The organism is Mycobacterium sp. 852002-51163_SCH5372311 (assembly GCF_001667115.1).
In the GTDB taxonomy this organism is placed as follows: Bacteria; Actinomycetota; Actinomycetes; order Mycobacteriales; family Mycobacteriaceae; genus Mycobacterium.
This window is the reverse complement of record NZ_LZIJ01000171.1, coordinates 242,358-264,741: the sequence shown is the minus strand read 5'-3', so window position 1 is coordinate 264,741 and position 22,384 is coordinate 242,358. Positions and strand designations below refer to the sequence as shown.

Genomic DNA, 22,384 nt, shown 5'->3' with positions numbered 1-22,384 from the left:
ATTCGTCCAGGCCAAACCGGAGCACGTGCGATCCGCCAGGCGAGGCGTCCTGCTAGCAGACGAAACGGCAAGTTCTCGCGTTTCGCGGGATATCACGCCGGGGTAAGCGACACCTGGCGTTCTCGCGGTATTGCGCCGCCAAGTCGCGGTGACGCGCGAAGGGAGTTGGCAATGAAGATTGCGATCGTCAGCGCGGACAACTTGCAAGGTGAGGATTTCGCGCAGCTATGGACAGCTCTCGCGGCACAAAGTCAGGACATCACCGCCTACCTCCGGCAAACAACTGGTCGCCACACCCGGAAAACCGCTAAGCACAACTACCGAATCGTCCCGTTGTACGGAGGGCCCAGCAGGCAACAGTCGTATCGCGACCTGTTGCCCTTGGTCGGAGATTGGGCGGTCACCCTCGAACGACGGTGGTCAGCAGACCAACCCGACGTCGTGCACGCGTATGGCTGGCTGGGTGGCTTAGCCGCTCAACTGGCCGCCCGGCCGCAAGGTCTTCCGGTCGTCCAGACTTTCCGAAGTCTGGCCGCGACATCGCGCTCAAGCTCTTTCGATGTCACGGACGACAACGCCGAACGCGAACGCATCGAGCCGTTGTTGGCTCGCAACGCGGCATGGGTGACTGGTGAGAGCAACGCAGATGTCGCCGTGCTGGCCAGGTTGCGTCACAGCCGCGCCCGACTGTCCGTCATGGCGGGCGGTGTCGACGTTCTCCGGTACAGTCCCGTCGGACCGGCGCTTGCCCATAGCGACTTGCATCGCATTTTGTGCCTCGCGCCGAACCCGCTGCCGTGCAACGGATTCGACATGGTGATTCGGGCTCTGCCCGCGGTTCCCGGGACCGAGCTGATTGTCGCGGAAACCGACGTGACCGACCAGTCTCACGACCAGGCGCGAACCGAGTTGGAACAACTCGCCGCAAACTTGGGTGTGGCCGACCGGGTCCATTTTGTGGGTACTGTCGCCGGCGAACAGCTGCCGAGGTTACTGCGATCTACCGATGTGCTTGCCTGCACACCACGCCGGCCGGTGCGCGCGACGACAGCTTTGCAGGCCATGGCCAGTGGAGTAGCAGTCGTCACGCTGCCCGTTGGGGCGCTCAGTGACGTCGTCGTGCACGCCATTACAGGGTTGGTGTTGTCCCCGAACCGTCCCGCGGAATTGGTCGGAGCACTGAGGAGTCTTTCCACCCAACAGTTTTACTTCCGGAGCATGGGTGCGGCGGGCCGGAATCGCGTGTCGTCCCGCTATACGTGGGACCGGACAGCGTTCGAATTGCTGACCATTTATGAGCGGCTCACTTCGCATTGCGTGCGATCAAACAGCGGGGCACGATGACCGCTTCACCGCTACCGGCTTACCCGTCGTCAATTTGGTTTCCCGAAGCCGTTCAGCATGTCGAAGAGCTGTTGACGGACAACGACTTTCACCGCCGGGCGCGTAAGTGGGCGGTTAGCAGCAGTTGATCGAACGCCGATCGGGAGATCGTGCCCGGGCCGGCCGCGCGAAAGTCTTCAGCGATCTGTTCGGCGAGCGGTCGCAACCTGACGTTCGTCTCCTGCGACAGCCGTCTGAGCAGATTGAACGCCGATTCGTCGTCGATGCCGTAAATCAGCATCAACATGCCCTTGGCCTGTTCGATGCCGGCCCGGTTGGCCGCGATCTCGGTCAATCTGGCCGTGACGAGATCCTCGTCGGCTTGTTCGGGGAACGAGGACACGTCGACATAGAAACCCTGTGTCCCGGCAATCGGTGGGTCGCCGTCGGCGTGGTGATCGTTCGCGGGGTGATCGTCTCCGCGATCGCTATACAGCGGGTCACCGACCACGACGACGTGATGCACATTTCCCCGCGTGTCGATGATGCGATGACGCGTGCTGAATGCGCCGTTGCTGTGCAGAATTTCGTCGATAGTGGCGGCGACCCGCTCTCGGTCGTCCGGATGTTTGTGTGCCAGTACCAGTTCGGTGGTCGGGATGACGCTGCCCGGTTCGTAACCGTGCATCCGCTGCACCTGCTCGGACCATTCCCAACGCTGGTCGGCGAAGTAGAACCGGAACCAGCCGACTCGCTGTGGGGCGCCGCCGGCCAATGCTTGCTCGACATCGGCCGACTGACCGTTGAATTCATAGCTCATCGCGGATCGTTCCTTTCGGAATGCGGCGGCGGCCACGACCGTCCTTACGATCGCGGCCGCCGCGTTGCCATCCGCGCGATCAGGCGTCTATGACCTCCCGCTTCTGGGCGTCGCCGATCGCCTGGTGCCCGTTGCCGCGGTCGACAGAAATCTTGCGCGGCTTGGCCTTCTCGGCTACCGGAATGGTCAGCCGCAGGACACCTTCGTTGTAGGCGGCCTGGATCTTCTCGGTGTCGAGGTTCTCACCGAGCACCAACTGGCGGCTGAACACGCCGCGCGGCCGTTCGGTGGCCAGCATTTCCCGGTTGGGGTCGAGGCCGGGGCGCTCGGCGCGCACGGTCACCACGTTGCGCTCGATGTCGATGTCCAGCGAGTCGACATTGATGCCTGGCAGGTCGAACTCGACAACGAACTTCTCTCCTTCACGCCAGGCGTCCATCAGCATGCCTGCCGGGCGGGCGGCCGTGCCCAGCACCTGTTGGGCGAAACGGTCCAGCTCACGGAATGGGTCAGTACGCATCAACATGGCGGTCACCTTTCACTCCAATCTGCTGTCTTGTGGTGGTGTCATTACCTCTGTCTAATGACATAGATTTCTTATACCATTATCGACATTAGAGCGCAAGTATGATAAACAGGTTTTCTGCGAGTGATTCAGGAGAAACCCGATGACCGATCGTGTGGACGCCAGCGCTGGGCCGGCCTCCGACCGCGGGGTGTACGGCATCTCGGTAGCCGCCGAGCTGTCCGGCATCCCGGTGCAATCGCTGCGCCTGTACGAACGTTACGGACTGCTCACGCCGGCTCGAAGCGACGGGGGAACCCGCCGCTACAGTGCCGACGACTTGGCCCGGCTGCAACGCATCAGTGAACTGGTCGATGCCGGAATCAACCTGGCCGGCATCGCCCGCATCCTCGACCTCGAAGACGACAACGCGGACTTGCGATCCACCAACCGCAGTCTGCGCGCGGCGGCAAAGGCGGCCAGGTCGCAGCCGCGTCCGGAACGGTAGCGTTCGGGGACGGGGCCGGTGATCCGCCGATGGCCAAGGGACACAGCGCAGCCGGGGCGGCTGAGTTTGGTGTGCGTCTAGCATGTGCGTGGTAAACGCCGACGGGGCAGGAGAATGATGGTCGAAATTCACTTGGAGCGCACGATTGCGGCACCCGTAGAACAGGTCTTCGACTGGCTGGCCGACCCGGCCAATCTGGCTGCCGCCCCATTGGTTTTCAAGGCCGGTTATGCCAAAGGCTCGTCGGGGCCCGGCGCGGGCTCGGTGCGGGAAGTGACCGGTGCGGGTACCTGGTTCCGGGAAGACATCACGGCCTACGACCGGCCGCGCAGCTACACATACCTCATCGTGCGCTCGTTTCCTCCGTTCAATCACGAGGGCGGCACCCTGACGTTCACCGCATCCGGCGACAGCACCCGCGTCGACTGGCTGACCAACTACACCCACCCGGCGTGGGCGGGGGGCAAGCTGCTGGAAGCGGTCAGCCGCCCGGTGCTCCGATCCAGCTTCCTGGCGATCCTCGATGCCTGCGCCAAGGCTTTGGAGCGTTAACGGCAGAAATCGGGGACACGAGTGTCATGTTGCACGGCCGTCCCGGAATCCGCACCGTTCTCTCTGGTGATTCTCGGAGTTTGTCGTTGATTTGGGGTTAAACTCGCGAACATCCGGAGAACGGGCAACGGGGCCGTGTTCAAGGGGGGAGCGACGATGGATGCTCGGCAGTCAACCCGGGGTGGTATAACAACCCCAACCAAAGTCCGTGTGCCCGGCCCCCTGATCCCTGATCACACGCTGACCGTGCGCGCAACGGACGGCACCCCGCTGCACACGGAGGTGTACGGGCCGCCCGATGGCTACCCGATTGTGCTGACGCACGGCATCACCTGTGCCATCCGCGCTTGGGCGTACCAGATCGCTGACCTTTCCGCCGACTACCGGGTGATCGCGTTCGACCATCGCGGCCACGGGCGAAGTGGTATCCCGAAGCGGGGCGGCTACAGCCTCGAACTCCTTGCGTCCGATCTCGATTCGGTGCTGGAGGCTACGTTGGCTCCGGGCGAGCGGGCGGTGCTGGCCGGCCATTCGATGGGCGGTATCACGATCGCCGCCTGGTCGCAGACCTACCGCGACAAGGTTCGCGGCCGCGCCGACGCCGTCGCGCTGATCAACACAACCACCGGTGATCTGTTGCGCAAGGTGCGATTCCTGTCGGTTCCGCGAGAGCTGTCGCCGGCGAGGGTACTGGCCGGACGAGGTCTGGTCAGCGTCTTCGGCGGGTTCCCGCTGCCGGGCGTGGCCCAGCTGCCCAGCCGCTATGTGGTGGCCATGCTGGCGGTCGCGGCCGACGCGGATCCCAGTGCGGCGAGGGTGATCTACGAGCTTTTCGCGCAGACGCCGCCCGCGGGTCGTGGCGGCTGCGCCAGGATGCTCGTCGAGTCCCTGGGCGCGCGGTATCTCAGCCTTGACGGACTGACGGTGCCGACGTTGGTCATCGGCAGCGAACGCGACCGGCTGACCCCGATCAGCCAGTCCCGCCGGATCGCGCGCACCGCGCCCAACGTCGTCGGCCTGGTCGAACTGCCCGGCGGCCACTGCTCGATGCTGGAACGGCACGACGAGGTGAACCGCCAGCTGAGGACACTGGCCGCATCGGTGAGCGGGCACCCGCGCATTCGGCGGATCAGCTCGTAGCCGCCCTCACAGCAGTTCAGACACCTCGGCGGCCGCACGCTGGCCGGACCTGACGGCGCCGTCGAGGTACCCGGTCCATTCCTCGGCGGTCTCGGTGCCGGCCCAGTGAATCGGTCCGACCGGTTCACGTAACCACTGACCGTATCGGGTCCACGATCCCGGCGGCACCGCGGCGGTGGGGCCTCCTGGCGCGAATTCCTCGGCGCCCCAACGATAATCGACATAGTCGAGGGGCTTGAGCGCGTCGTCGCCGAACAACGACGCGAAGCAGCGCAGGGAGTTGCGGCGGCGCTCCTCGTCGGGAAGCGAGTCGAAGGCGCGGGCGTCGGCGAAGCCCATCAGGATCCCCGGCCCGTCGGCGTGCGGGCTGACGTCGAAGGTGATGAACACCGGGCCTTCGTCGGACAGTGCCATGCCGGAGAAGCCGTTGGCCCGCCAGAACGGGGTCGGGTAGGCGGCGTAGGCCTTGCTGAGCCGGCCCTGTGGCCAGTGCGTGGCGAGCTGCTCGTACTCGCTGGGCAACGGCGGAGTGAACTCGATGGACATGCGGTGGGCAGGCGGGACGGCGACGATGACGAATCCGGCTTCGGCCTGACCCCGGTCGGAGGTAATCGTCACGCCGGCGCCGTGCCGGTCGATGCGCCGGACCGGTGCGTTGAGCACCACGGCTGCGCCGAGTTCGGCCGCCGCTGCCTCCGCGATCTGCTGCGTGCCGCCCGGGAACCGGTCCTGCTGGGCACCGTTTTCGACGTCGAGTAACCGGTCCAGGCCGCCGGCGGCGTGCGTGTAGCGGGCGGCATGCAGCATGGAAACTTCGTCGGGCTCGCACCCCCAAGTCACCCGAGCCATGATGGCCATCAGCGTGCGCGACGACGCGGTGGCCCGCACCGAGCGCAACCACCCGGCCAGCGAGAGCTCGTCCAGCTCGCGGGCGCGGCGCGCATCCCACGGCGCGGCGCGGGGCACTGTCCGGGAGATTCGATCGAATTGCCAACGCAAGCGGGCGATGTCGAGCAGTCCGGTCAGCGAAAGATTCGGGATGGTCCCGCGATACGGGCGTGCCCAGCCACGCCAATGGATAAGGTTCTTGCCGTTGTGGTAGGTCGGTGTGGTGCCGACCTGCAGGTCGGCCGCCAGGGCCAGGACGGCGTCCTGGGTCGGGCCAACGAAGGCGGCACCCATATCGACGGGCAAGCCGGCGACGCTGCCGGTGAAGGAGCGTCCGCCCACTCGGTCGCGACCTTCGAACACCAGCACGTCGTAGCCTTGCTGTTTGAGGTCGCGGGCCGCGGCTAGTCCGGCGAAGCCGGCGCCCACCACCGCAACGTCGACAATCCACGGCGGGTTTGTCACGCCCTATAGTGAACCGCATTTCATCGGTTGGTGTGGCCTTTAATCAGGTTGGGAAGGGCATCGGGCCGCGATTAGCGGCCCATTGAGTAGCCTGGGCGCGTTAAAGTCTTCACCGCTTTGTACGGGCTCACCGATGCCGCCGAGCGCGCGCGGGAACTGCGCGACGCCGGTGCCAGCGGTGTTGCCACCTTCGAGGGGCCGCACGACGTGTTCGCGCCGCTGACGCTGGCGGCCACGGTGGGCGGCCTGGACCTCCTGACGAATGTGGCGATCGCCTTTCCGCGTAACCCGATACATTTGGCCCATCAGGCCAACGATCACCAGCTGCTGAGCGGCGGACGGTTCTTTCTCGGCCTCGGTACCCAGATCCGGCCGCAGATCGAGAAGCGGTTCGGGGCTCAATTCGACAACCCGGTCGCCCGCATGACCGAACTTATCGGAGCGTTACGGGCGATCTTCGAAGCATGGAACTCCGGGGGCCGCTTGGACTTTCACGGCGACTATTATCGGCACACGCTGATGACGCCCACCTTCAGCCCCGGGCCGAACCCCTACGGTCCGCCGCCGATCTACGTGGGTGCACTGGGGCCGAAGTTGACCCGCGCCACCGCCGAGCATGCCGATGGTCTCCTGGTGATGCCGTTCGGGTCCAAGCGGTTCCTGCGCGAGTCCACGATGCCGGCGGTGCGTGCCGGGTTGCAGGCACGCGGCCGGTGGCCGGAGGACTTCACCGTCGTTCCCGAGATCATCGTGTCGGCGGGCGAGACCGAAGAGGAACAGGAATCGGCCGCCGCGGGGACCCGGCGGTTGCTGGCGTTCTACGGCTCCACGCCGGCGTACCGGCCGGTGCTGGCCGCACACGGCTGGGAGGACCTGCAGCCCGAACTCAATGCGATGTCCAAGCAGGGGCGCTGGCAGGAGATGGGCGGTCTGATCTCCGACGACATCATGCGGACCCTGGCGGCATGCGGCACACCCGCCGAAATCGCGGCGTACATCCGGGACCGCGTCGACGGCGTCTCCGACACGGTCTGCCTGTACCAACCGACGCCGATCGGCACGGCGACGCTGGCCGCGATCATCGACCAACTCCGGTGACGGCCCCGAATGCGGGCCTAAGCCAAGCCTTTTCGTGTCCTTGCTATGGAGCGACCGTCAACCAGTCGGCGAAGCCGGAGGGGTCGTGGCGGCCCAGCGCGCCGTGCTCGTAAAGGCCCCAACCCTCCACGGGTTCGTTGTCGCCGTCGCGGCATACCGCCCGGCCGACGTGATCGATGACGCCGAAGCCGGACCTGGCGATGATCGCCGGGTCGGTCATGTCGTAGGTCAGCCGCTCGACGAACTTCTCGCCCTTCCACATCCCGTGTAACCAGTCCGAGTCGCCGCCGTAGCCGCCGCCGACATGGATCGGCACCGGCAGCTTGGACTCCACGTCGAAGTGAACCGGGGTGCCGTCGGGGGAGGTTGCGTCGATGGTGGCCCCAGTCGGGATGCGGGTGCCGGAGCGGTAGTGGATCTTGACCCGCGGCCAGCCCAGCTGCTCGACGCGCCCGTCGCGCCACACTCGGGTGCAGTCGTTGAGGGAGCGGAAACCGCTGGGCTCCTCCTGGATGATGAGCACGATGGCGAAGTCGTCGAACGCGATCGGCACATAGAGCCACCACATGCCCTCGAACGGTGGGTCGGCGGGCCGGCCCGCCGGTTCGGGCTCACCGATGGGCCGGATGCCCCAGGACCGGTCGCGGCTGCCGATCCAGGTCGCGGGATCGACGGTGATCTCCTCGCCGTCGACCACGAGCCGCCCGCTCCAGCTGCCGAGCTGGGCGAATCGCTGCGCGTTCAGCGTCACCCGGTTCCCCGAGCGCAGGATGTGCGGTTGCTCCTGGACCACGTCGAACAGGCCGTTCCAGGTGAGATCGGCCGCAATGCCCTCGGTTTCGTCGAGAACGATCCGCACCTTGTGCAGCGGCTCGATGACCTGAACACGGTAGCCGTTGACGTTCTGATTCAGCCGGTCCTGGTCGATGGCGTCGGAAAGGTGCACCGCCGTCTGGGTATCTCCGCGGCGGACAAGAAAGAACGCGTCCTTCACGCCGAGGTTGGGGTAGTAGCCGATGCCGCTGATCACGAAGATGTCCCCGGTGCGGTCGTGGGCGTTGAAGTAGGAGCGGTCGTAGAAGTTGCGGTCCGACGAGCCCGGCCAGGCGATCGGCTGGGGGACCTGATGTACGGGGTACTCGTCAAGTGGGCCTAGCATCAGTGATCCTCTCCGATAAGACGTTTCATCAAGGCGGCGTGGTAGAACAGCGACTCGACGAAGTTTGGGTCGTCGGTCCTGGCCAGTTCGCCGAAGTGAATGCGGCGCGCGCTGGTCCGCATGAAGACACACGCCCACATGACGCCGGAGTACACGTAAAACCAGTGCAGGTCACCGAGTTCCACGCCGGTGAGCCGCTGGTAGGTGGCGCGGACGTCTTCTTCACGCATGACATCTGGCAGGCCCGGCAGCCCGGCCAAGCCGGCGAGTTCCTCGAACACCTTGTGCGCGTAGATCATCCACGCAACGTCGAGCTCACGCGGACCCAGCGTCACCATTTCCCAGTCCAGCACCGCCACCGGCGCAAAGTCGCGGTACAAGACGTTGCCTACCCGAGCGTCACCCCACAGCAGTACCGGCTCCCGGGCGGCGGCCTCGTCGGGCCAATTGTCTTGTAGCCATTGCAAACTGCGCTCCACCAACGGTGATCGGCCGATGTCGGGCACCGCGAAGTCATACCACGACCGCACCCAGCCGAAGTGCCGGCGCAGCGCGGTATCACCGGGCAGTCCCTGGGTCAAGAAGCCAAATACCTGCTCTGCATGAGGGATTGAATGCAAGGTGGCCAGTATCTCGACAGAGCCGTCCTGTAGCTTGCGCTGCTGCTCGGCAGGCGCGTCGGCAAACCAGTTGCCGCCGAACGTATACGGCATGACGTCCGGCGGCACCACGCCGTCGACGTAGTCCATCAGGAAGAACGGCGTGCCCAGCACCTCGCCGGTGGTCTCGATCCAGCGCACCCGGGGGACCGGGACGTCGGTCAGTTCGCCGACCTTCCGGATGACGTCGAATTGGTGGTCGAGGCGGTAGGTCGGGAACACCGGCACGTCTTCTTTGGTGGGGGCGACCCGGGCCACCAGCTTCTGCTCGACCGGTTGGCCGTTCTCCGGCCAGCGGGCGGTCAGGATGATGGTCTCCGACGACATGCCCGTGGAGTCGACGCCGCTTTCCACGGTCACCTCGGGGGTCACGCCGCCGGGCAGTACCGTCGACAGCCATCGCGACATCAGGCTCGGGACGGCGGTGGTGTCCCGGCTGGAGCGCTGCATGCGGCCCACATCTTCGACAGCGGGTTCGTTGGGCACGGGTGCTTCCTTCGCGAGGTAATTACGATACGGTAGGTAGCGTTATGAAAGCAGACCCGTCCTCCCTTGACAAGGCCCCCGGCGCCGGGCGGCCCCGCGATCCGCGCATCGACTCGGCTATCTTGGCCGCGACCGCGGAACTGCTTGTGGAGATCGGATATTCGAACCTCAGTCTGGCCGCCGTCGCCGAGCGCGCCGGAACCACCAAATCGGCGCTGTACCGGCGATGGTCGAGCAAGGCCGAGTTGGTGCACGAGGCGGCGTTCCCAGTCGCGCCCACGGCGCTGGAGGCTCCGGCCGGTGATATCGCCGCGGACATCCGGATGATGATCGAGGCCACGCGAGATGTCTTCACCACCCCGGTGGTCCGCGCCGCATTGCCGGGACTGGTGGCCGACATGACGGCCGATGCCGAGCTCAACGCCCGGGTGATGTCGCGCTTCGCGGACCTGTTCACCGCGGTGCGGGTGCGACTGCGCGAAGCCGTCGACCGCGGCGAGGCGCATCCAGATGTGGATCCGGACCGGTTGATCGAGTTGATTGGGGGAACGACGATGCTGCGGATGCTGCTGCGCCCCGACGAAAAGCTGGACGAGGCCTGGGTGGAACAGACTGCCGCGATCCTGGTGCACGGGGTGACCCGATGACGTCGGCGCGCCCGCGGCTCGCGGGCCGTGCCGCGATCGTCACCGGCGGCAGCCGCGGGCTGGGCCGCGCGATCGCGCTGGCGCTCGCCGCAGACGGCGCGGCGGTGGCCGTCGCCGGCCGTACCGAACAGGTGTGGGACGACCGATTGCCCGGCACCATTGGCGAGACCGTTGCGGACATCGAGGCGGCAGGCGGACGCGCGGTGGCGGTGCGGGCCGACCTGACCGACCGCGACGATGTCGCCGGATTGGTGGCATCCACGCGAGATGCGTTGGGCCCCATCACGATTCTGATCAACAACGCGGCGTTCACCGCGCCCGGCCGGCCGGCGCGCGGCACGGAGGGGCAAGCCAAGCCGGCCAAGCCGATCGGCGGCAAACCTGGCTGGCCGGGGTTCGTCAGCACACCGTTGGCCGCATACCGGCGGCATTTCGACATCGGCGTATTCGCGGCCTACGAGCTGATGCAGCTGGTCTGTCCCGACATGATCGCCGCGGGTGGCGGCTCGATCGTCAACATCACCTCGGTCGCATCGCGCATGCCCGGCGATGGGCCCTATCCCGACCGCAGCGCCGGTGTGCTGCCGGGTTACGGCGGCTCCAAGGCCGCGCTCGAGCATCTCACCCAGTGCGCGGCGTTCGATCTCGCCGATCACAACATCGCGGTGAATGCGCTGTCGCCGTCGAAGCCGATCATGACGCCGGGCTTGTCCTACTACGCGCGCGAATTCGTCGACACCGCGCCGGCTGAGGAATTCGCGCAAGCAGCGGTGGAACTGGTACTGGTCGATCCGGCCCGGGTCACCGGACGCACGATTGGCCATCACCAGGTCCTCGACGGCAGCTTTCGGCCGTTCACGCTGGATTAATTGTCAGGCGGCGTGTAAGTCGATCATCGCGATGCCGATGGCGGTTTCGACTTCGCTGATGTCGATTTTGAGATGACCGGGTAGTGGTGGGGCGGTGGATCGGTAGTGTGCGCCGGTGGGTGTGGCGAATTCGGCGGTGTGGGTGTGGTTTTCGGTGTTGGTCGTGACTTGCCAGCCGGGGGCTTCCTTGGCGTAGTTGCAGCGCTCGCAGCATCCGAGCCCGTTTTCGGCGGTGGTGTGTCCGCCTTTGGCCCAGGGTCGGGCGTGGTCGCGGTGTCGGATCGGGGCGTCGCAGTAGGGGGTGCGGCATCGCTGGTCGCGTAACTCGATGAACTTGGCGAGCCCGCGCGGAAAGCGTCGTGCCCGTGATTCCATCGTCACCAGTGCCCCGCTGCGTGGGTGGGCGTAGAGCCGTCGAAGCGTGGCGCGCGAGCGTCGATCAGTGACGGCCGAGGCCACCAGGGTGCGGGCCACAGCCGCGGGGATGGGCCCATAACCGCTCACCTCGGCCGGCGTCCTGGCGCCACCGAATAGGGTCTCATCGGTGAGCACCAGATTGACCGCGATCGGGGCGGGCACCGCGGCGGCCACGCCGGTGATGCGCTCGATGAGGGTGTCGGCCATCACCTGCCCGCGCGAGCGCCCATCGAAGGTGGTGTCGGCGGCGCGGCGCAACGCCGCATACACCCCAACGCCCTGGGCGACTGGCAACAGCGCGCTCACATAGGTCATGGTGTCCGGGGCTGGGCGGATGCTGACCGTGCGGTCGGCCTCGGCTTTGGCGGCGCGCTCGACCACGGCGTGCGGGTCCAGCCGGTAGGCGATCGCCTTGGCGGCCGCGGCGATCCGCGCATCCCCCATGCCGTCCAGAGTGGCGGGGTCTGCGCACAACTCCTTGTCCAGCGCGCGGCGATCGTCCACTTCCAGGCAGGCGGACTCACGCACGATCAACGTGGCCCGCCATTCGGAGAGCATCCCGGATTGCAGCGCGGCGAGGGTGTGCGGCATCTCGTGCACCAACGCCTTGGCCAACCCCAGATGCCGGCCACCGCGCGCCGGAGAGTCGCGGCGGGCCAGCGCGATCTCGCTGGCCACCCCGCGCCCACGCCGCGCGGCGGGGACCCCGGCGTCGGCCTCGGCGGCCCGTCGCGCCGTCTCCAATTGGACCGCCGCGCGGGCCTGGGTCGCGGCGGCCGCGGACTTGGCGTGTTCGAGTTCGGCGATACGCGCAATCAACGCGGCCTCGTCGGCGGCGGGATCCAGATACGTCAATGATTCGAACATGTGTTCGACTATACACGACGCCGCCGACAACTGCTGCCGCCGCCACGACCTAAGCGAACTAGACCCGAGTGGGTCAGCGCCGCTAGCCTTCCGCTATGGGGCGATCGCCTGCCTCGGTGCGGCGCCGGCGCAACTGCAAGCCAACCCTGCGCCGGATCCTCGCGCGCAAGCCGGTATTGGCCGCCTCGTGACTGAGAAGCCCACGGGGCGCGTCGTTGTCCTGATAGTGCTGTTGCTGCTCGTAGCTGCTGCCTTGCGCGGATACCTTCCGGCCCATGATCGTTCGACACGCAACGAGCTGATCGGCAATCGTGCGGCGCTGATGATCATCGTGGCGATATTGAGCGTGACGCTGGCGCTGGTGGCGATGGCGGTCATTGCACGGTTGCGAGATCCACAGGCGGTGGCGCCGCACACGCGCAATCTGCCCGAGATGCTCGGCGGCGGCAGGGGACGAGCGAATTGGCGCGTGTTGCTGATCGGATTCGCGGTGATCGTTGCCTGGCTGTTGATCGCATTGCTGCTGGCCCGGTTATCCGCGCCGCATGACGTCAGTTCCTCGGTGAGTACCACGAATCCGACCGCTTCCGCGCCGGCCACCGGTACCGCAACACCGTCGCCGGCGCCAGTGCAAAACTCGCCCCAGGGCGGGGGCGACATGTTCAAAGTCCTGCTGGCCGGTGCGCTTCCGATGATGCTCATCATCGTCGCCGGAGCGATCCTGATGTCACGACGGCGCCGGCAGGCGGCCACACCGGCGACCGTCGTCGACGATTATGTCGAAAAAGTGGCGCCGCAGCCGGATTCGGAATCCCTGGTGCGAGCGGCCGAAGTCGGGCTTGCCGAGATCGCCGACCTCAGCCGCGAACCGCGAGAGGCGATCATCGCCTGCTATGCGGCGATGGAACGTGAGCTCGCGAATGTCCCCGATGCCGTCCCTCAGGACTTCGACACCGCCACCGAGGTGCTGGCCCGCGCCGTCGAACACCATGCGCTGCATGTCGATAACGCAGTGCAACTGGTAAACCTGTTCGCGGAGGCCCGGTTCAGCCCGCACGTGATGAACGAAGGCCACCGCGAGGTGGCGCTGCGGGTGCTCAGGCTGGTTCTCGATGAACTCGCACCGCGGACCGGCATCCGGGGTAACGCATGAAAAGGCTTATCGCCCTAGGGGCTTGCCTGATTATCGGGATCGAGTTGCTGGCGCTGATCCTGCAGGACCGTCGGTTCGTGCTGGCGGGGGCTGGGGCGGCGGTGGCCCTGGTGCTACTCAACGTTCGCCGGCTGGTGGGACACCAGGCCGGACCCGAAATCGACGGTGATCCCGACGATCTCGGCGACGGGTTGCGCCGCTGGCTGGCCACCACCGAGACGACGATCCGGTGGTCGGAGTCCACCCGCGCGGACTGGGACCGGCATTTGCGTCCAATGCTGGCCCGGCGCTTCGAGATCGCCACCGGCCATGGACAGGCCAAGGACCCCACGGCGTTTCATGCGACCGGCCGGATGCTGTTCGGCCCCGAATTATGGGAATGGGTCAATCCGAACAACGTCACTCGTACCGGTGACCGCGCCCCGGGCCCCGGCCGGGCGACGTTCGAAGAGATCCTGCACAGGTTGGAGCAAGTGTGATGAGAGGCGCCACCGAGATATGACTATGCCGGCCGCTTGGGCGCCCAGTAAAACCACTTCCCATTGCGAGGCGGTGCTCGACGAAATCGAACGGGTCGTGGTCGGCAAGCGCTCCGCGCTCACGCTCATCCTCACCGCGGTCCTTGCCCGCGGCCACGTGCTGATCGAAGATCTGCCCGGTCTCGGCAAGACCTTGATCGCCCGATCCTTCGCTTCCGCGTTGGGCCTGCAATTCACCCGGGTCCAGTTCACGCCCGACCTGCTGCCCGCGGACCTGCTCGGCTCGACCATCTACGACATGCAGTCGGGCCATTTCGAATTCCGCGCCGGGCCCATTTTCACCAACCTGCTGCTCGCCGACGAGATCAACCGCACACCGCCCAAGACCCAGGCCGCGTTGCTGGAGGCGATGGCCGAAGGCCAAGTAAGTATCGACGGCCAAACCCATAAACTGTCAACACCTTTCATCGTCCTGGCCACCGACAACCCGATCGAGTACGAGGGCACGTATCCGTTGCCGGAGGCACAGCTGGACCGGTTCGCGATCCGGCTGGAATTGCGCTACCTCTCCGAGAGTGACGAGACCGCGATGCTGCGCCGCCGCCTGGAACGCGGGTCGGCCGAGGCGACGGTGAATCAGGTCGTGGACGCCCACGATCTGCTGGCCATGCGCGAATCGGTCGAGCAGGTGACCGTGCACGAGGACGTGTTGCACTATGTCGTCTCGCTGGCCAACGCGACCCGGCATCATCCGCAGGTGGCGGTGGGCGCAAGTCCCAGAGCCGAACTCGACCTGGTCCAACTCGCCCGTGCCCGGGCCCTGCTGCTGGGCCGCGACTATGTGATCCCCGAAGACGTCAAGGCGCTCGCCACGGCGGCGGTGGCGCACCGGATCACCTTGCGGCCCGAGATGTGGGTGCGAAAGATTCAGGGCGCCGACGTGGTCGGGGAACTATTGCGGCGCTTGCCCGTTCCGCGCACGAAATGAGACTCCGGGCGGGACCGGCGTGATCGAGAGTCAGGAAGTCGAGTTATGCTGGCGGGCATCAAAACTGACCCGCGCAATCGCCACCTGCGCCGGATTCGCCTTGGCCGCAGCGGTTATCGGCGGCCGCTGGCAGCTGATCGCATTCGCGGCGCCTCTGCTCGGTGTGTTGTGCTCGATCACCTGGCAGCGGCCGGTGCAGAAGATACGAGTACACGGGGAGCCCGACTCGCAGCGGCTCTTCGAAACCGAGCCGGCGCGAGTGACCGTCTGGGCCACCCCGCAAAGGGATGAAGCCGGCTCACCATCGGAAACCCGTGGAGTGTCGGGAGTCGAACTCACCGTCTTGGCCGTCGAGGGAATGCAGCTCGAGGTGGCCGAGGAGGCGGACCGGAAATCTGTTGTGGCGGTGGCGCAACGCTGGGGCCGTTACCCGATCCGGGCGAGGGTGGATGTGGTCGCGCGCGGGGGGTTGCTGACGGGTACCGGGACAGTTGACGCCGCGCACGTCATCGTGTTTCCGTTGACGCCGCCGCAGTCGACGGCGATTCCACAGACTGAGCTCCTGGACCGCTTGGGCACCCACCTCACCCGCTTTATCGGCCCGGGTGTGGAATACGCCGACATCCGCCCCTACGTCCCCGGGGACCAACTACGCGCGGTGAACTGGCCGGTGAGCGCGCGCCGTGGCCGGCTGCATGTGACGCAGCGATTGACCGACCGCGCCGCTGACGTGGTGGTGCTGATCGACACCTATCAGCAGCCGCCGGGCCCGGCGACCGAGGCGACCGAACGAATCGTGCGGGGCGCTGCCCAGGTGGTGCAGTCCGCGTTGCGAAGCGGCGACCGCGCGGGGGTCGTCGCGCTCGGCGGCAACCGCCCGAGATGGCTTGGCGCCGACATCGGGCAGCGCCAGTTCTATCGGATCCTCGATACCGTGCTCGACGCGGGCGACCGGTTCGAAAGCACAACGGGGACACTGGCCCCGCGCGCGGCTATTCCCACCGGTGCGATCGTCATCGCGTTCTCCACGCTGCTGGACACCGAATTCGCGCTGGCGTTGATCGACCTTCGCAAGCGCGGGCACGTCGTGGTGGCCGTCGACGTTCTGGACAGCTCGCCCTTCGAGGATGAACAGGCGCCCCTGGTGATCCGGATGTGGGCACTGCAACGCTCCGCGATGTACCGCGACATGGCCACCCTCGGCGTCGATGTAATCGCCTGGCACGGCGAGGACACCCTGGAGCAGTCGATGGGTGCGTTGCCCGACCGGCGTCGCCGGATACGGAGATAGCGCTGACATGACAACCACGACCCAGCCCGGAGCCCGTGCCCTGGCGGCGGCATTCGGGCTCCTCATGGTCAGTTCGGCCGCGCTCGGATCCCATGGGCCGGCGTTTGCCGCCGGAGTGGCAGCGCTGCTTGCGGCGGCCGTGGGCCTGGCTTACCGTCCGGCCGCAACGCTTGCGGTGCTGCTGACCGTCGGCACCATCGTGCTGTCCGGTCCGCCTGCGACGATCGCGGCGGTGTCCGGACTGTGCGCCGCGGCTTACCTGGTGTGCCGGCACGCCATCGGCACGCCCGTGGGCACCGTTTTGGGCAGTGGACCGACAATCATTGCGGCCGTGGGCTTTACCTTCGCCGGGCTGGTGGCAACGGCATTCCCGTTGCAGTTGCCGTGGCTGCCTTTGGTGGCGCCATTGGCGGTGCTGGCGATCTATGTATTGGCCACGCGCCCGTTTCTGGGCTGAGCCCTCAGCCGAAAAGCCTGGTGTGGGCTAGTTTGTGCGATTGGACCATCCCGGCGGTAGATCCTGAGGCGCGGTGTCGATGATGGTCTCGTCGTTGATTCCGACGAACTCGAACAGCGTGATGTGAGCGAATTCGGGGACCTCGTAAATGGGATAGGTGGGGCCTTGGTCACGGTAGGCGCGCATCTGGTCCAGATGTTCGTTCTGGAAGCAGACCGTGCGCTCACCGTGTGTGCGGACCCACTGCGGGAAGAAGATCACACCGTGGATTCGACGTTTGGCCGGCAAGATGTTGACGGCCACGCAGGTCCCGGTTGGTTCGGTCCAGGACACTTTGAAACTGTCGTCGTCGAGTTGGACCAGGTTGACCTGCTGGTCTTTGACCCACCGCCCGCCGACGTGTCCAGAGTGGATGCGGTAGTCGATAGTCGTGTCGTTCTTGACGTACATCTCGTACTGCCAGCCGTTGGCGTAGGTGTAAATGAAGCGGTGTCCGACGATGCCGGAAAGATCTTGTGCGGGAATAGGATTGGCAACGCTGGTCATGGGTCAACTCAGTGCAGCAACTGGGCGGCCTGGTTGGCCAGGTCGAGCAGCGGCTGCGGGACGATGCCCAAAACCACTGTGACCGCGGCACATACCGCGATGGCGGCCTTGCTCAGGATACCCGGCGCGTGGACATGCGGCGTGTCGTCCGAGCCCTCGGTGAAGAACATCAGCACGATCACCCGCACGTAGAAGTACGCGGCCACCCCACTGGAAACCACACCGATAACCACCAGCGGCACGGCGCCGCCCTCGGCGGCTGCCTTGAACACCGCGAACTTGCTGACGAATCCACTGGTCAGCGGGATGCCGGCGAAGGCCAGCAAGAACATCGACATCATCACGCCCACAATCGGGGAGCGCTGCCCGAGCCCGGCCCAGTGGGAGAGGTCGGCGTCCTCTACTCCGTCGGCATTGCGGATCAGGCCGACGATGGCGAACGCGCCGACGGTGCTGAAGCTGTAAGCAACCAGGTAGAACAACGTCGACGACAGTCCCGCGGGGTTGTCGGCGATCACGCCGGTGAGGATGAAACCGACGTGAGCGACCGACGAATAGGCCAGCATCCGCTTGACGTCGGTCTGGTTCACCGCGGTGATGGTGCCCACCGTCATGGTCAGGATCGAAATCGCCCACAGCACCGGTCGCCACTGGTCGTGCAGCGGCGGCAGCGCCACATAAACCACCCGCAGCAGCGCGCCGAACGCAGCGGTCTTGGTGGCCGCGGCCATGAACCCGGTGATCGGGGTGGGAGCACCCTGGTAGACGTCGGGAATCCAGGAGTGGAAGGGCACCGCGCCGACCTTGAACAGCAGGCCGACCGACAGCAGCGCGACGCCGACCAAGGCCAGCGAGGTATCGCCGTGCGCCGCAAGAGCTTTGCGGATCAACGGCAGCGTCAGGGTGCCGGTCGCGCCGTAGAGCAGCGCGACGCCGTAGAGGAAAAAGGCGGACGAGAACGCGCCCAGCAGGAAGTATTTCATCGCCGCTTCCTGCGACAGCAGGCGGCGGTGGCGGGCCAGCCCGCACATCAGGTACAGCGGCAGCGAAAGAACTTCCAGCGCAACGAACATCGTTAACAGGTCGTTGGACGCGGGGAACACCATCATGCCGCCGACGGACAGCATGGCCAGCGGGAAGAGCTCCGTCTGGGCCGCTCCTGCCCGCTCCGCCTCACGCTCGGTGCCGCTGCCAGGCACCGCGGATGCTTGCGGGGTAAACGAATCCAAACCGCCCGAATGGCCCGCCGCCACAGGTACTTTGGTCTGCCCGGTTATGCGGACGTTGCGCTCGGCCATGAAGATGACGGCCATTACCGCGACGAGCAGGATAGTGCCCTGCAGGAACAACGTCGGTCGATCAACGGCCACCGCGCCCAGCACCGCGGAACGCCCGGATGCCCCCAGCGACCTGGCCACGAAGATGACGGCGACGAACGCCGCAATCAAACCGCCGAGGGCAAGCGTGACCTGCGCGAGGTAACGGGCCCCTCGTGGCACGAACGCTTCCACCAGCACGCCGACCACCGCGACCCCGAAGACGATGAGCATCGGGCACAGCAGGAAATACTCGACGCTGGGGCTGGGCAGGGTCATCGGTGCGGTCCTTCGGCTGGGCGGGGGGCGGCCTGACCCGGCGGCACGCGCGGCGCAGGATCGTGCTGGCCGATAGTCGTCATGGTGTTCTCAACCGCGGGGTTGATGATGTCCAGCACCGGTTTGGGGTAGACCCCGAGCACGAAGAGTAACGCGATAAGCGGTGCCACGACGACCATTTCACGCCCCACCAGATCACGGATCCGTTCGTTGCCCTTGGCCACCGGCCCGGTCATCATCCGCTGATAGAGCCACAGCATGTAGATGGCCGACAGGACCAGCGCGGTGACGCCGAATGCCGCTGCCAGCCAGTAGCGGTTGAATGTGCCCAGCAGCACCAGGAATTCACTGATGAACGGGGCCAGGCCGGGCAACGACAGGGTGGCCATGGCCGATACCAGGAAGGTACCGGCCAGGATGGGCGCCACCTTCTGGACGCCCCCGTAGTCGGAGATCGTTCGGCTGCCGTGCCGGGCTATCAGGAAGCCCGCGATGAGGAACACCGCCGCGGTGGAAAGGCCGTGGTTGAGCATATAGAGCGTCGAGCCGCTCTGACCCTGAGTCGTCATCACGAAGATGCCCGCGATGATGAACCCGAAGTGGGAGATCGAGGTGTAGGCGATCAGCCGCATCATGTCGGTCTGGCCGATAGCGACGATCGCACCGTAGATCACCCCGACGATGGCCAGGCCAACGATCAGCGGACGGAAATACGTTGAGGCGCCGGGGAACAGCTGCAGGCAGTAGCGCAGCATGCCAAAGGTGCCGACCTTGTCCATCACCGCCATCATCAGCACGGCGGTGGCCGGTGTCGACTCGACCGCGGCGTCGGGCAACCAGCGGTGGAACGGCCACAGCGGGGCCTTGATGGCGAACGCGAACATGAAGCCCAGGAAGAGCGCCTTGATCACCGCGGGGTCGGCGCGGTAGTAGCCGATACGGAACCCGGTCACGATCTGCTGGAAGTCGAAGGTGCCGGAGCCGTGCTGCGAGGTCACGACGTACAGCCCGATCACCGCCGCCAGCATGATCAACCCACCGAACAGGTTGTACAGCAAGAACTTCACCGCGGCGCGTGACCGTCCGGGTCCTTGGCCGAAGCCGCCGATGAGGAAATACATCGGGATGAGCATGGCCTCGAAGAACACGTAGAACAGCAATACGTCCAGCGCGACGACGGAGATCAGCACCATCGACTCGATCGCCAATGTCAGGGCGACGTAGGCGTGTACGCCGCGGGTGCGCTCGCCCCCGTCGTGCCAGCCGGCCACCAGCAGCAGTGGGACTAGCACCGCGGTCAGTATCACCAGCACCACCGCGATGCCGTCTACACCGAGGGTGTAGCCGGCACCGAATGCCGGTATCCACCTATGGCTTTCGACGAACTGGTAAGGGGCGCCGTCGGTGGTGTCGAAGCCGACCGTGATGACGATGGCCACCGCCAGCGTGAGCCCACTGACGAACAGGCCGGTCCATTTGGCCAGCTCCCGCCATGCCGGTGGCAGCACGATGATCAGCACGGAACCGGCCAGCGGCACCAGCCACAGCACCGTCAGCCACGGTATGTTGCCGCTCACCACAGGTGCACCGCCAGCAGGAGAGCGACCACCAGGGCCGCTCCGGCCAGCATGGACAACGCATAGTTGCGCGCGAAGCCGGTTTGCATTCGCCGCAGCCGATTCGAGGTCAGGCTCACCAGCCCCGCCAACGCGTTGACCGAGCCGTCAACGCCCGCGTTGTCAACCGCGACCAGCCCGTTGGTCAACTGCCCACCAGGGCGCATGAACACCTCCTCGTTGAAGGCATCGCCGTACAGGTCGGCGCGTGCCGCGGTGGTCAGCACCGAGACTTCGACCGGGGCCACCCTGGGGATTTCCACCTTGCCGCCATACATCCGGTAGGCCACCACGATCCCGATGGCGACGACGGCCAGCGCAAGCCCGGTGGTGACCAGGCGCGGAACGGCATGGGCGACCTCTTCATGAACGCCGACGACCGGTTCGAGCCAGTGCTGCAGGCTGCCGCCGGCCATGAACAGCCCGCCGGAGAACACCGACCCGACGGCCAGCAGGATCATCGGCCACGTCATCAATGCGGGTGCCTCGTGTGGATGCAGGCCTGGTGCCCAGCGCTTTTCGCCGAAGAAAGTCATCAGCATCACCCGCGTCATGTAGAACGCGGTGATGCCCGCACCGAGCAGTGCTGCGCCACCCAGCACGTATCCGTGGGTGTCGCCGGCGCCCAGCGCGGCTTCGATGATGGCGTCCTTGGACCAGAAGCCCGCGAACGGGGGCACACCGATGATCGCCAGGTAGCCCAGGCCGAATGTGGCGAACGTGACCGGCAGCGCCGCACGCAGGCCACCGTAACGTCGCATGTCCTGTTCTTCGTGCATGGCGTGGATCACCGCTCCGGACCCCAGGAACAGGCCGGCCTTGAAGAAACCGTGGGTGAGCAGGTGCATGATCGCGAACGCGTAGCCGGCCGGGCCCAGGCCGGCAGCCAGCACCATGTAGCCGATCTGGCTGATCGTCGACGCCGCCAGCGCGCGTTTGATGTCGTCCTTGGCGCAGCCGATGATCGCCCCGAACAGCAGCGTGATGGCGCCGACGGTGACCACGGCCAGCTGCGCGTCGGGCGAGAGATTGTAGAGGGGGTTGGACCGCACGATCAGGTACACGCCGGCGGTCACCATGGTGGCCGCGTGGATCAGTGCCGACACCGGGGTGGGACCCTCCATCGCGTCGCCCAACCAGGCTTGCAGCGGAACCTGCGCGGACTTGGCGCACGCGCCCAGCAGCAACAGCAGACCCATCGCGGTCAGCGTGCCACGGGAAGCACCCGTGGCACCGGCGAATACCCCTGCGTACGACAGAGTCCCGAATGTGCTGAACATCAGGAACATGCCCAGTGCAAGACCGGCATCCCCGACACGGTTCATCACGAATGCCTTCTTGGCCGCGGTTGCCGCAGACGGCTTGTGGTACCAGAAACCGATCAGCAGGTAGGACGCCAGGCCGACGCCTTCCCAGCCGACATAGAGCAGCACGTAGTTGTCGGCGACGACCAGCAGCAGCATCGAAGCCAGGAACAGGTTGAGATAGCCGAAAAACCGGCGCCGGTCCGGGTCTTCAGCCATGTAGGCCACCGAATAGATGTGAATCAGCGAGCCGACGCCGGTGATCAACAGCACGAAACACATTGACAACTGGTCGATCTGCAGTCCGAAGTCGACCTGCAGCTGGCCGACCGGGATCCAGCTGAACACCTTCTGGTGGATGGCGCGGTTTGGCACGTCGCGGCCGAGCATGCCGGCCAGCAACGTGGCGCCGACCCCGAATGCCGACAGGGCCGCGGCGCAACCCAGCCAATGCCCCCAGGCATCGGTGCGTCTGCCGCCGAACAGCAAGATCACGGCACCTGCCAGCGGCAGCGCCACCAGCAGCCAGGTGTAGTCAGTCATCGTGGCGTT

General features: G+C 66.1%; 22 protein-coding genes. 12 read left to right on the top strand and 10 right to left on the bottom strand.

Features of this window, described 5'->3' with window-relative positions; genetic code table 11:
- Positions 1 to 171 precede the first annotated feature (171 nt).
- Positions 172 to 1,344, top strand: coding sequence for a glycosyltransferase (locus tag A5791_RS20040; protein WP_067240475.1), 1,173 nt, complete (start codon positions 172 to 174; stop codon positions 1,342 to 1,344).
- Positions 1,345 to 1,432: 88 nt separating this feature from the next.
- Here A5791_RS20040 and A5791_RS20035 read toward each other — a convergent pair whose 3' ends face one another.
- Positions 1,433 to 2,143, bottom strand: coding sequence for a PAS and ANTAR domain-containing protein (locus A5791_RS20035; protein WP_067240571.1), 711 nt, complete (start codon positions 2,141 to 2,143; stop codon positions 1,433 to 1,435).
- A 79-nt stretch (positions 2,144 to 2,222) separates the two neighbouring features.
- A complete protein-coding gene (locus A5791_RS20030; protein ID WP_067240473.1) occupies positions 2,223 to 2,669 on the bottom strand; it encodes an Hsp20/alpha crystallin family protein in 447 nt (148 codons plus the stop codon).
- Positions 2,670 to 2,811: 142 nt separating this feature from the next.
- On the opposite strand from A5791_RS20030, the gene A5791_RS20025 reads away from it, so the two are divergent.
- The 3 genes from A5791_RS20025 (at position 2,812) to A5791_RS20015 (ending at position 4,848) form a co-directional block, all read left to right on the top strand.
- On the top strand, positions 2,812 to 3,156 hold the full coding sequence (locus tag A5791_RS20025) for a helix-turn-helix transcriptional regulator (protein WP_067240471.1): 345 nt from the start codon (positions 2,812 to 2,814) through the stop codon (positions 3,154 to 3,156).
- A gap of 117 nt (positions 3,157 to 3,273) precedes the next feature.
- Entirely contained in the window at positions 3,274 to 3,708 is a 435-nt protein-coding gene (locus A5791_RS20020; RefSeq protein WP_067240569.1) for an SRPBCC family protein, read from the top strand.
- Between the two features lie 156 nt (positions 3,709 to 3,864).
- Positions 3,865 to 4,848: an alpha/beta fold hydrolase gene (locus tag A5791_RS20015; protein ID WP_067240469.1), complete on the top strand. Its 984-nt coding sequence runs from the start codon at positions 3,865 to 3,867 to the stop codon at positions 4,846 to 4,848.
- 6 nt (positions 4,849 to 4,854) lie between these two features.
- Here A5791_RS20015 and A5791_RS20010 read toward each other — a convergent pair whose 3' ends face one another.
- On the bottom strand, positions 4,855 to 6,201 hold the full coding sequence (locus A5791_RS20010) for a flavin monoamine oxidase family protein (protein ID WP_067240467.1): 1,347 nt from the start codon (positions 6,199 to 6,201) through the stop codon (positions 4,855 to 4,857).
- Positions 6,202 to 6,318: 117 nt separating this feature from the next.
- On the opposite strand from A5791_RS20010, the gene A5791_RS20005 reads away from it, so the two are divergent.
- Positions 6,319 to 7,299 (top strand): TIGR03617 family F420-dependent LLM class oxidoreductase, encoded by a 981-nt coding sequence (locus A5791_RS20005; protein WP_067240464.1) that lies wholly within the window; start codon positions 6,319 to 6,321, stop codon positions 7,297 to 7,299.
- Positions 7,300 to 7,342: 43 nt separating this feature from the next.
- Here A5791_RS20005 and A5791_RS20000 read toward each other — a convergent pair whose 3' ends face one another.
- Both A5791_RS20000 and A5791_RS19995 read right to left on the bottom strand, forming a co-directional pair.
- Positions 7,343 to 8,458, bottom strand: coding sequence for a hypothetical protein (locus A5791_RS20000; protein ID WP_067240462.1), 1,116 nt, complete (start codon positions 8,456 to 8,458; stop codon positions 7,343 to 7,345).
- Positions 8,458 to 9,603, bottom strand: a complete 1,146-nt coding sequence (locus A5791_RS19995) for a phosphotransferase family protein (protein ID WP_067240460.1) — start codon at positions 9,601 to 9,603, stop codon at positions 8,458 to 8,460. Before A5791_RS19995 ends, A5791_RS20000 begins: the two co-directional genes overlap by 1 nt.
- 44 nt (positions 9,604 to 9,647) lie before the next feature.
- On the opposite strand from A5791_RS19995, the gene A5791_RS19990 reads away from it, so the two are divergent.
- Entirely contained in the window at positions 9,648 to 10,250 is a 603-nt protein-coding gene (locus A5791_RS19990) for a TetR/AcrR family transcriptional regulator (protein WP_067240458.1), read from the top strand.
- Positions 10,247 to 11,119, top strand: a complete 873-nt coding sequence (locus tag A5791_RS19985; RefSeq protein ID WP_067240456.1) for an SDR family NAD(P)-dependent oxidoreductase — start codon at positions 10,247 to 10,249, stop codon at positions 11,117 to 11,119. Before A5791_RS19990 ends, A5791_RS19985 begins: the two co-directional genes overlap by 4 nt.
- A 3-nt stretch (positions 11,120 to 11,122) precedes the next feature.
- On the opposite strand, the gene A5791_RS19980 is transcribed toward A5791_RS19985, so the two are convergent.
- Positions 11,123 to 12,403 (bottom strand): HNH endonuclease signature motif containing protein, encoded by a 1,281-nt coding sequence (locus A5791_RS19980; protein ID WP_067240453.1) that lies wholly within the window; start codon positions 12,401 to 12,403, stop codon positions 11,123 to 11,125.
- Between the two features lie 187 nt (positions 12,404 to 12,590).
- On the opposite strand from A5791_RS19980, the gene A5791_RS19975 reads away from it, so the two are divergent.
- From A5791_RS19975 to A5791_RS19955, 5 genes are read left to right on the top strand one after another with little or no spacing between them, the layout of a single operon-like run.
- Positions 12,591 to 13,556, top strand: a complete 966-nt coding sequence (locus A5791_RS19975; protein ID WP_067240451.1) for a DUF4129 domain-containing protein — start codon at positions 12,591 to 12,593, stop codon at positions 13,554 to 13,556.
- Positions 13,553 to 14,035 (top strand): hypothetical protein, encoded by a 483-nt coding sequence (locus A5791_RS19970; protein ID WP_067240450.1) that lies wholly within the window; start codon positions 13,553 to 13,555, stop codon positions 14,033 to 14,035. Before A5791_RS19975 ends, A5791_RS19970 begins: the two co-directional genes overlap by 4 nt.
- Positions 14,036 to 14,054: 19 nt before the next feature.
- Entirely contained in the window at positions 14,055 to 15,023 is a 969-nt protein-coding gene (locus A5791_RS19965; RefSeq protein WP_067240448.1) for a MoxR family ATPase, read from the top strand.
- Between the two features lie 19 nt (positions 15,024 to 15,042).
- Positions 15,043 to 16,314 (top strand): DUF58 domain-containing protein, encoded by a 1,272-nt coding sequence (locus A5791_RS19960; protein ID WP_067240447.1) that lies wholly within the window; start codon positions 15,043 to 15,045, stop codon positions 16,312 to 16,314.
- A 7-nt stretch (positions 16,315 to 16,321) separates the two neighbouring features.
- The gene (locus A5791_RS19955) at positions 16,322 to 16,771 is read left to right on the top strand and encodes a hypothetical protein (protein ID WP_067240445.1); all 450 of its coding nucleotides are present in this window, start codon (positions 16,322 to 16,324) and stop codon (positions 16,769 to 16,771) included.
- Positions 16,772 to 16,798: 27 nt separating this feature from the next.
- On the opposite strand, the gene A5791_RS19950 is transcribed toward A5791_RS19955, so the two are convergent.
- From A5791_RS19950 to nuoL, 4 genes are read right to left on the bottom strand one after another with little or no spacing between them, the layout of a single operon-like run.
- Positions 16,799 to 17,317: a phenolic acid decarboxylase gene (locus tag A5791_RS19950; protein WP_067240443.1), complete on the bottom strand. Its 519-nt coding sequence runs from the start codon at positions 17,315 to 17,317 to the stop codon at positions 16,799 to 16,801.
- An 8-nt stretch (positions 17,318 to 17,325) separates the two neighbouring features.
- Positions 17,326 to 18,912: an NADH-quinone oxidoreductase subunit NuoN gene (gene nuoN / locus A5791_RS19945; RefSeq protein WP_067240442.1), complete on the bottom strand. Its 1,587-nt coding sequence runs from the start codon at positions 18,910 to 18,912 to the stop codon at positions 17,326 to 17,328.
- Positions 18,909 to 20,489, bottom strand: coding sequence for an NADH-quinone oxidoreductase subunit M (locus A5791_RS19940; protein WP_067240567.1), 1,581 nt, complete (start codon positions 20,487 to 20,489; stop codon positions 18,909 to 18,911). The genes nuoN and A5791_RS19940 overlap by 4 nt, the downstream gene beginning before the upstream one ends.
- Positions 20,486 to 22,375: an NADH-quinone oxidoreductase subunit L gene (nuoL, locus tag A5791_RS19935; RefSeq protein WP_067240440.1), complete on the bottom strand. Its 1,890-nt coding sequence runs from the start codon at positions 22,373 to 22,375 to the stop codon at positions 20,486 to 20,488. The genes A5791_RS19940 and nuoL overlap by 4 nt, the downstream gene beginning before the upstream one ends.
- Between the last annotated feature and the right edge of the window lie 9 nt (positions 22,376 to 22,384).

Coding starts and splice junctions, on each gene's coding strand:
- A5791_RS20020 (WP_067240569.1), top strand. CDS start 3,274: ATGGTCGAAATTCACTTGGAGCGCACGATTGCGGCACCCGTAGAACAG.
- A5791_RS20000 (WP_067240462.1), bottom strand. CDS start 8,458: ATGCTAGGCCCACTTGACGAGTACCCCGTACATCAGGTCCCCCAGCCG.
- A5791_RS19980 (WP_067240453.1), bottom strand. CDS start 12,403: ATGTTCGAATCATTGACGTATCTGGATCCCGCCGCCGACGAGGCCGCG.
- A5791_RS19950 (WP_067240443.1), bottom strand. CDS start 17,317: ATGACCAGCGTTGCCAATCCTATTCCCGCACAAGATCTTTCCGGCATC.
- A5791_RS19970 (WP_067240450.1), top strand. CDS start 13,553: ATGAAAAGGCTTATCGCCCTAGGGGCTTGCCTGATTATCGGGATCGAG.
- A5791_RS20035 (WP_067240571.1), bottom strand. CDS start 2,143: ATGAGCTATGAATTCAACGGTCAGTCGGCCGATGTCGAGCAAGCATTG.
- A5791_RS19965 (WP_067240448.1), top strand. CDS start 14,055: ATGACTATGCCGGCCGCTTGGGCGCCCAGTAAAACCACTTCCCATTGC.
- A5791_RS19990 (WP_067240458.1), top strand. CDS start 9,648: ATGAAAGCAGACCCGTCCTCCCTTGACAAGGCCCCCGGCGCCGGGCGG.
- A5791_RS20030 (WP_067240473.1), bottom strand. CDS start 2,669: ATGTTGATGCGTACTGACCCATTCCGTGAGCTGGACCGTTTCGCCCAA.
- A5791_RS19955 (WP_067240445.1), top strand. CDS start 16,322: ATGACAACCACGACCCAGCCCGGAGCCCGTGCCCTGGCGGCGGCATTC.
- A5791_RS20015 (WP_067240469.1), top strand. CDS start 3,865: ATGGATGCTCGGCAGTCAACCCGGGGTGGTATAACAACCCCAACCAAA.
- A5791_RS19985 (WP_067240456.1), top strand. CDS start 10,247: ATGACGTCGGCGCGCCCGCGGCTCGCGGGCCGTGCCGCGATCGTCACC.
- A5791_RS20040 (WP_067240475.1), top strand. CDS start 172: ATGAAGATTGCGATCGTCAGCGCGGACAACTTGCAAGGTGAGGATTTC.
- nuoL (WP_067240440.1), bottom strand. CDS start 22,375: ATGACTGACTACACCTGGCTGCTGGTGGCGCTGCCGCTGGCAGGTGCC.
- A5791_RS20025 (WP_067240471.1), top strand. CDS start 2,812: ATGACCGATCGTGTGGACGCCAGCGCTGGGCCGGCCTCCGACCGCGGG.
- nuoN (WP_067240442.1), bottom strand. CDS start 18,912: ATGACCCTGCCCAGCCCCAGCGTCGAGTATTTCCTGCTGTGCCCGATG.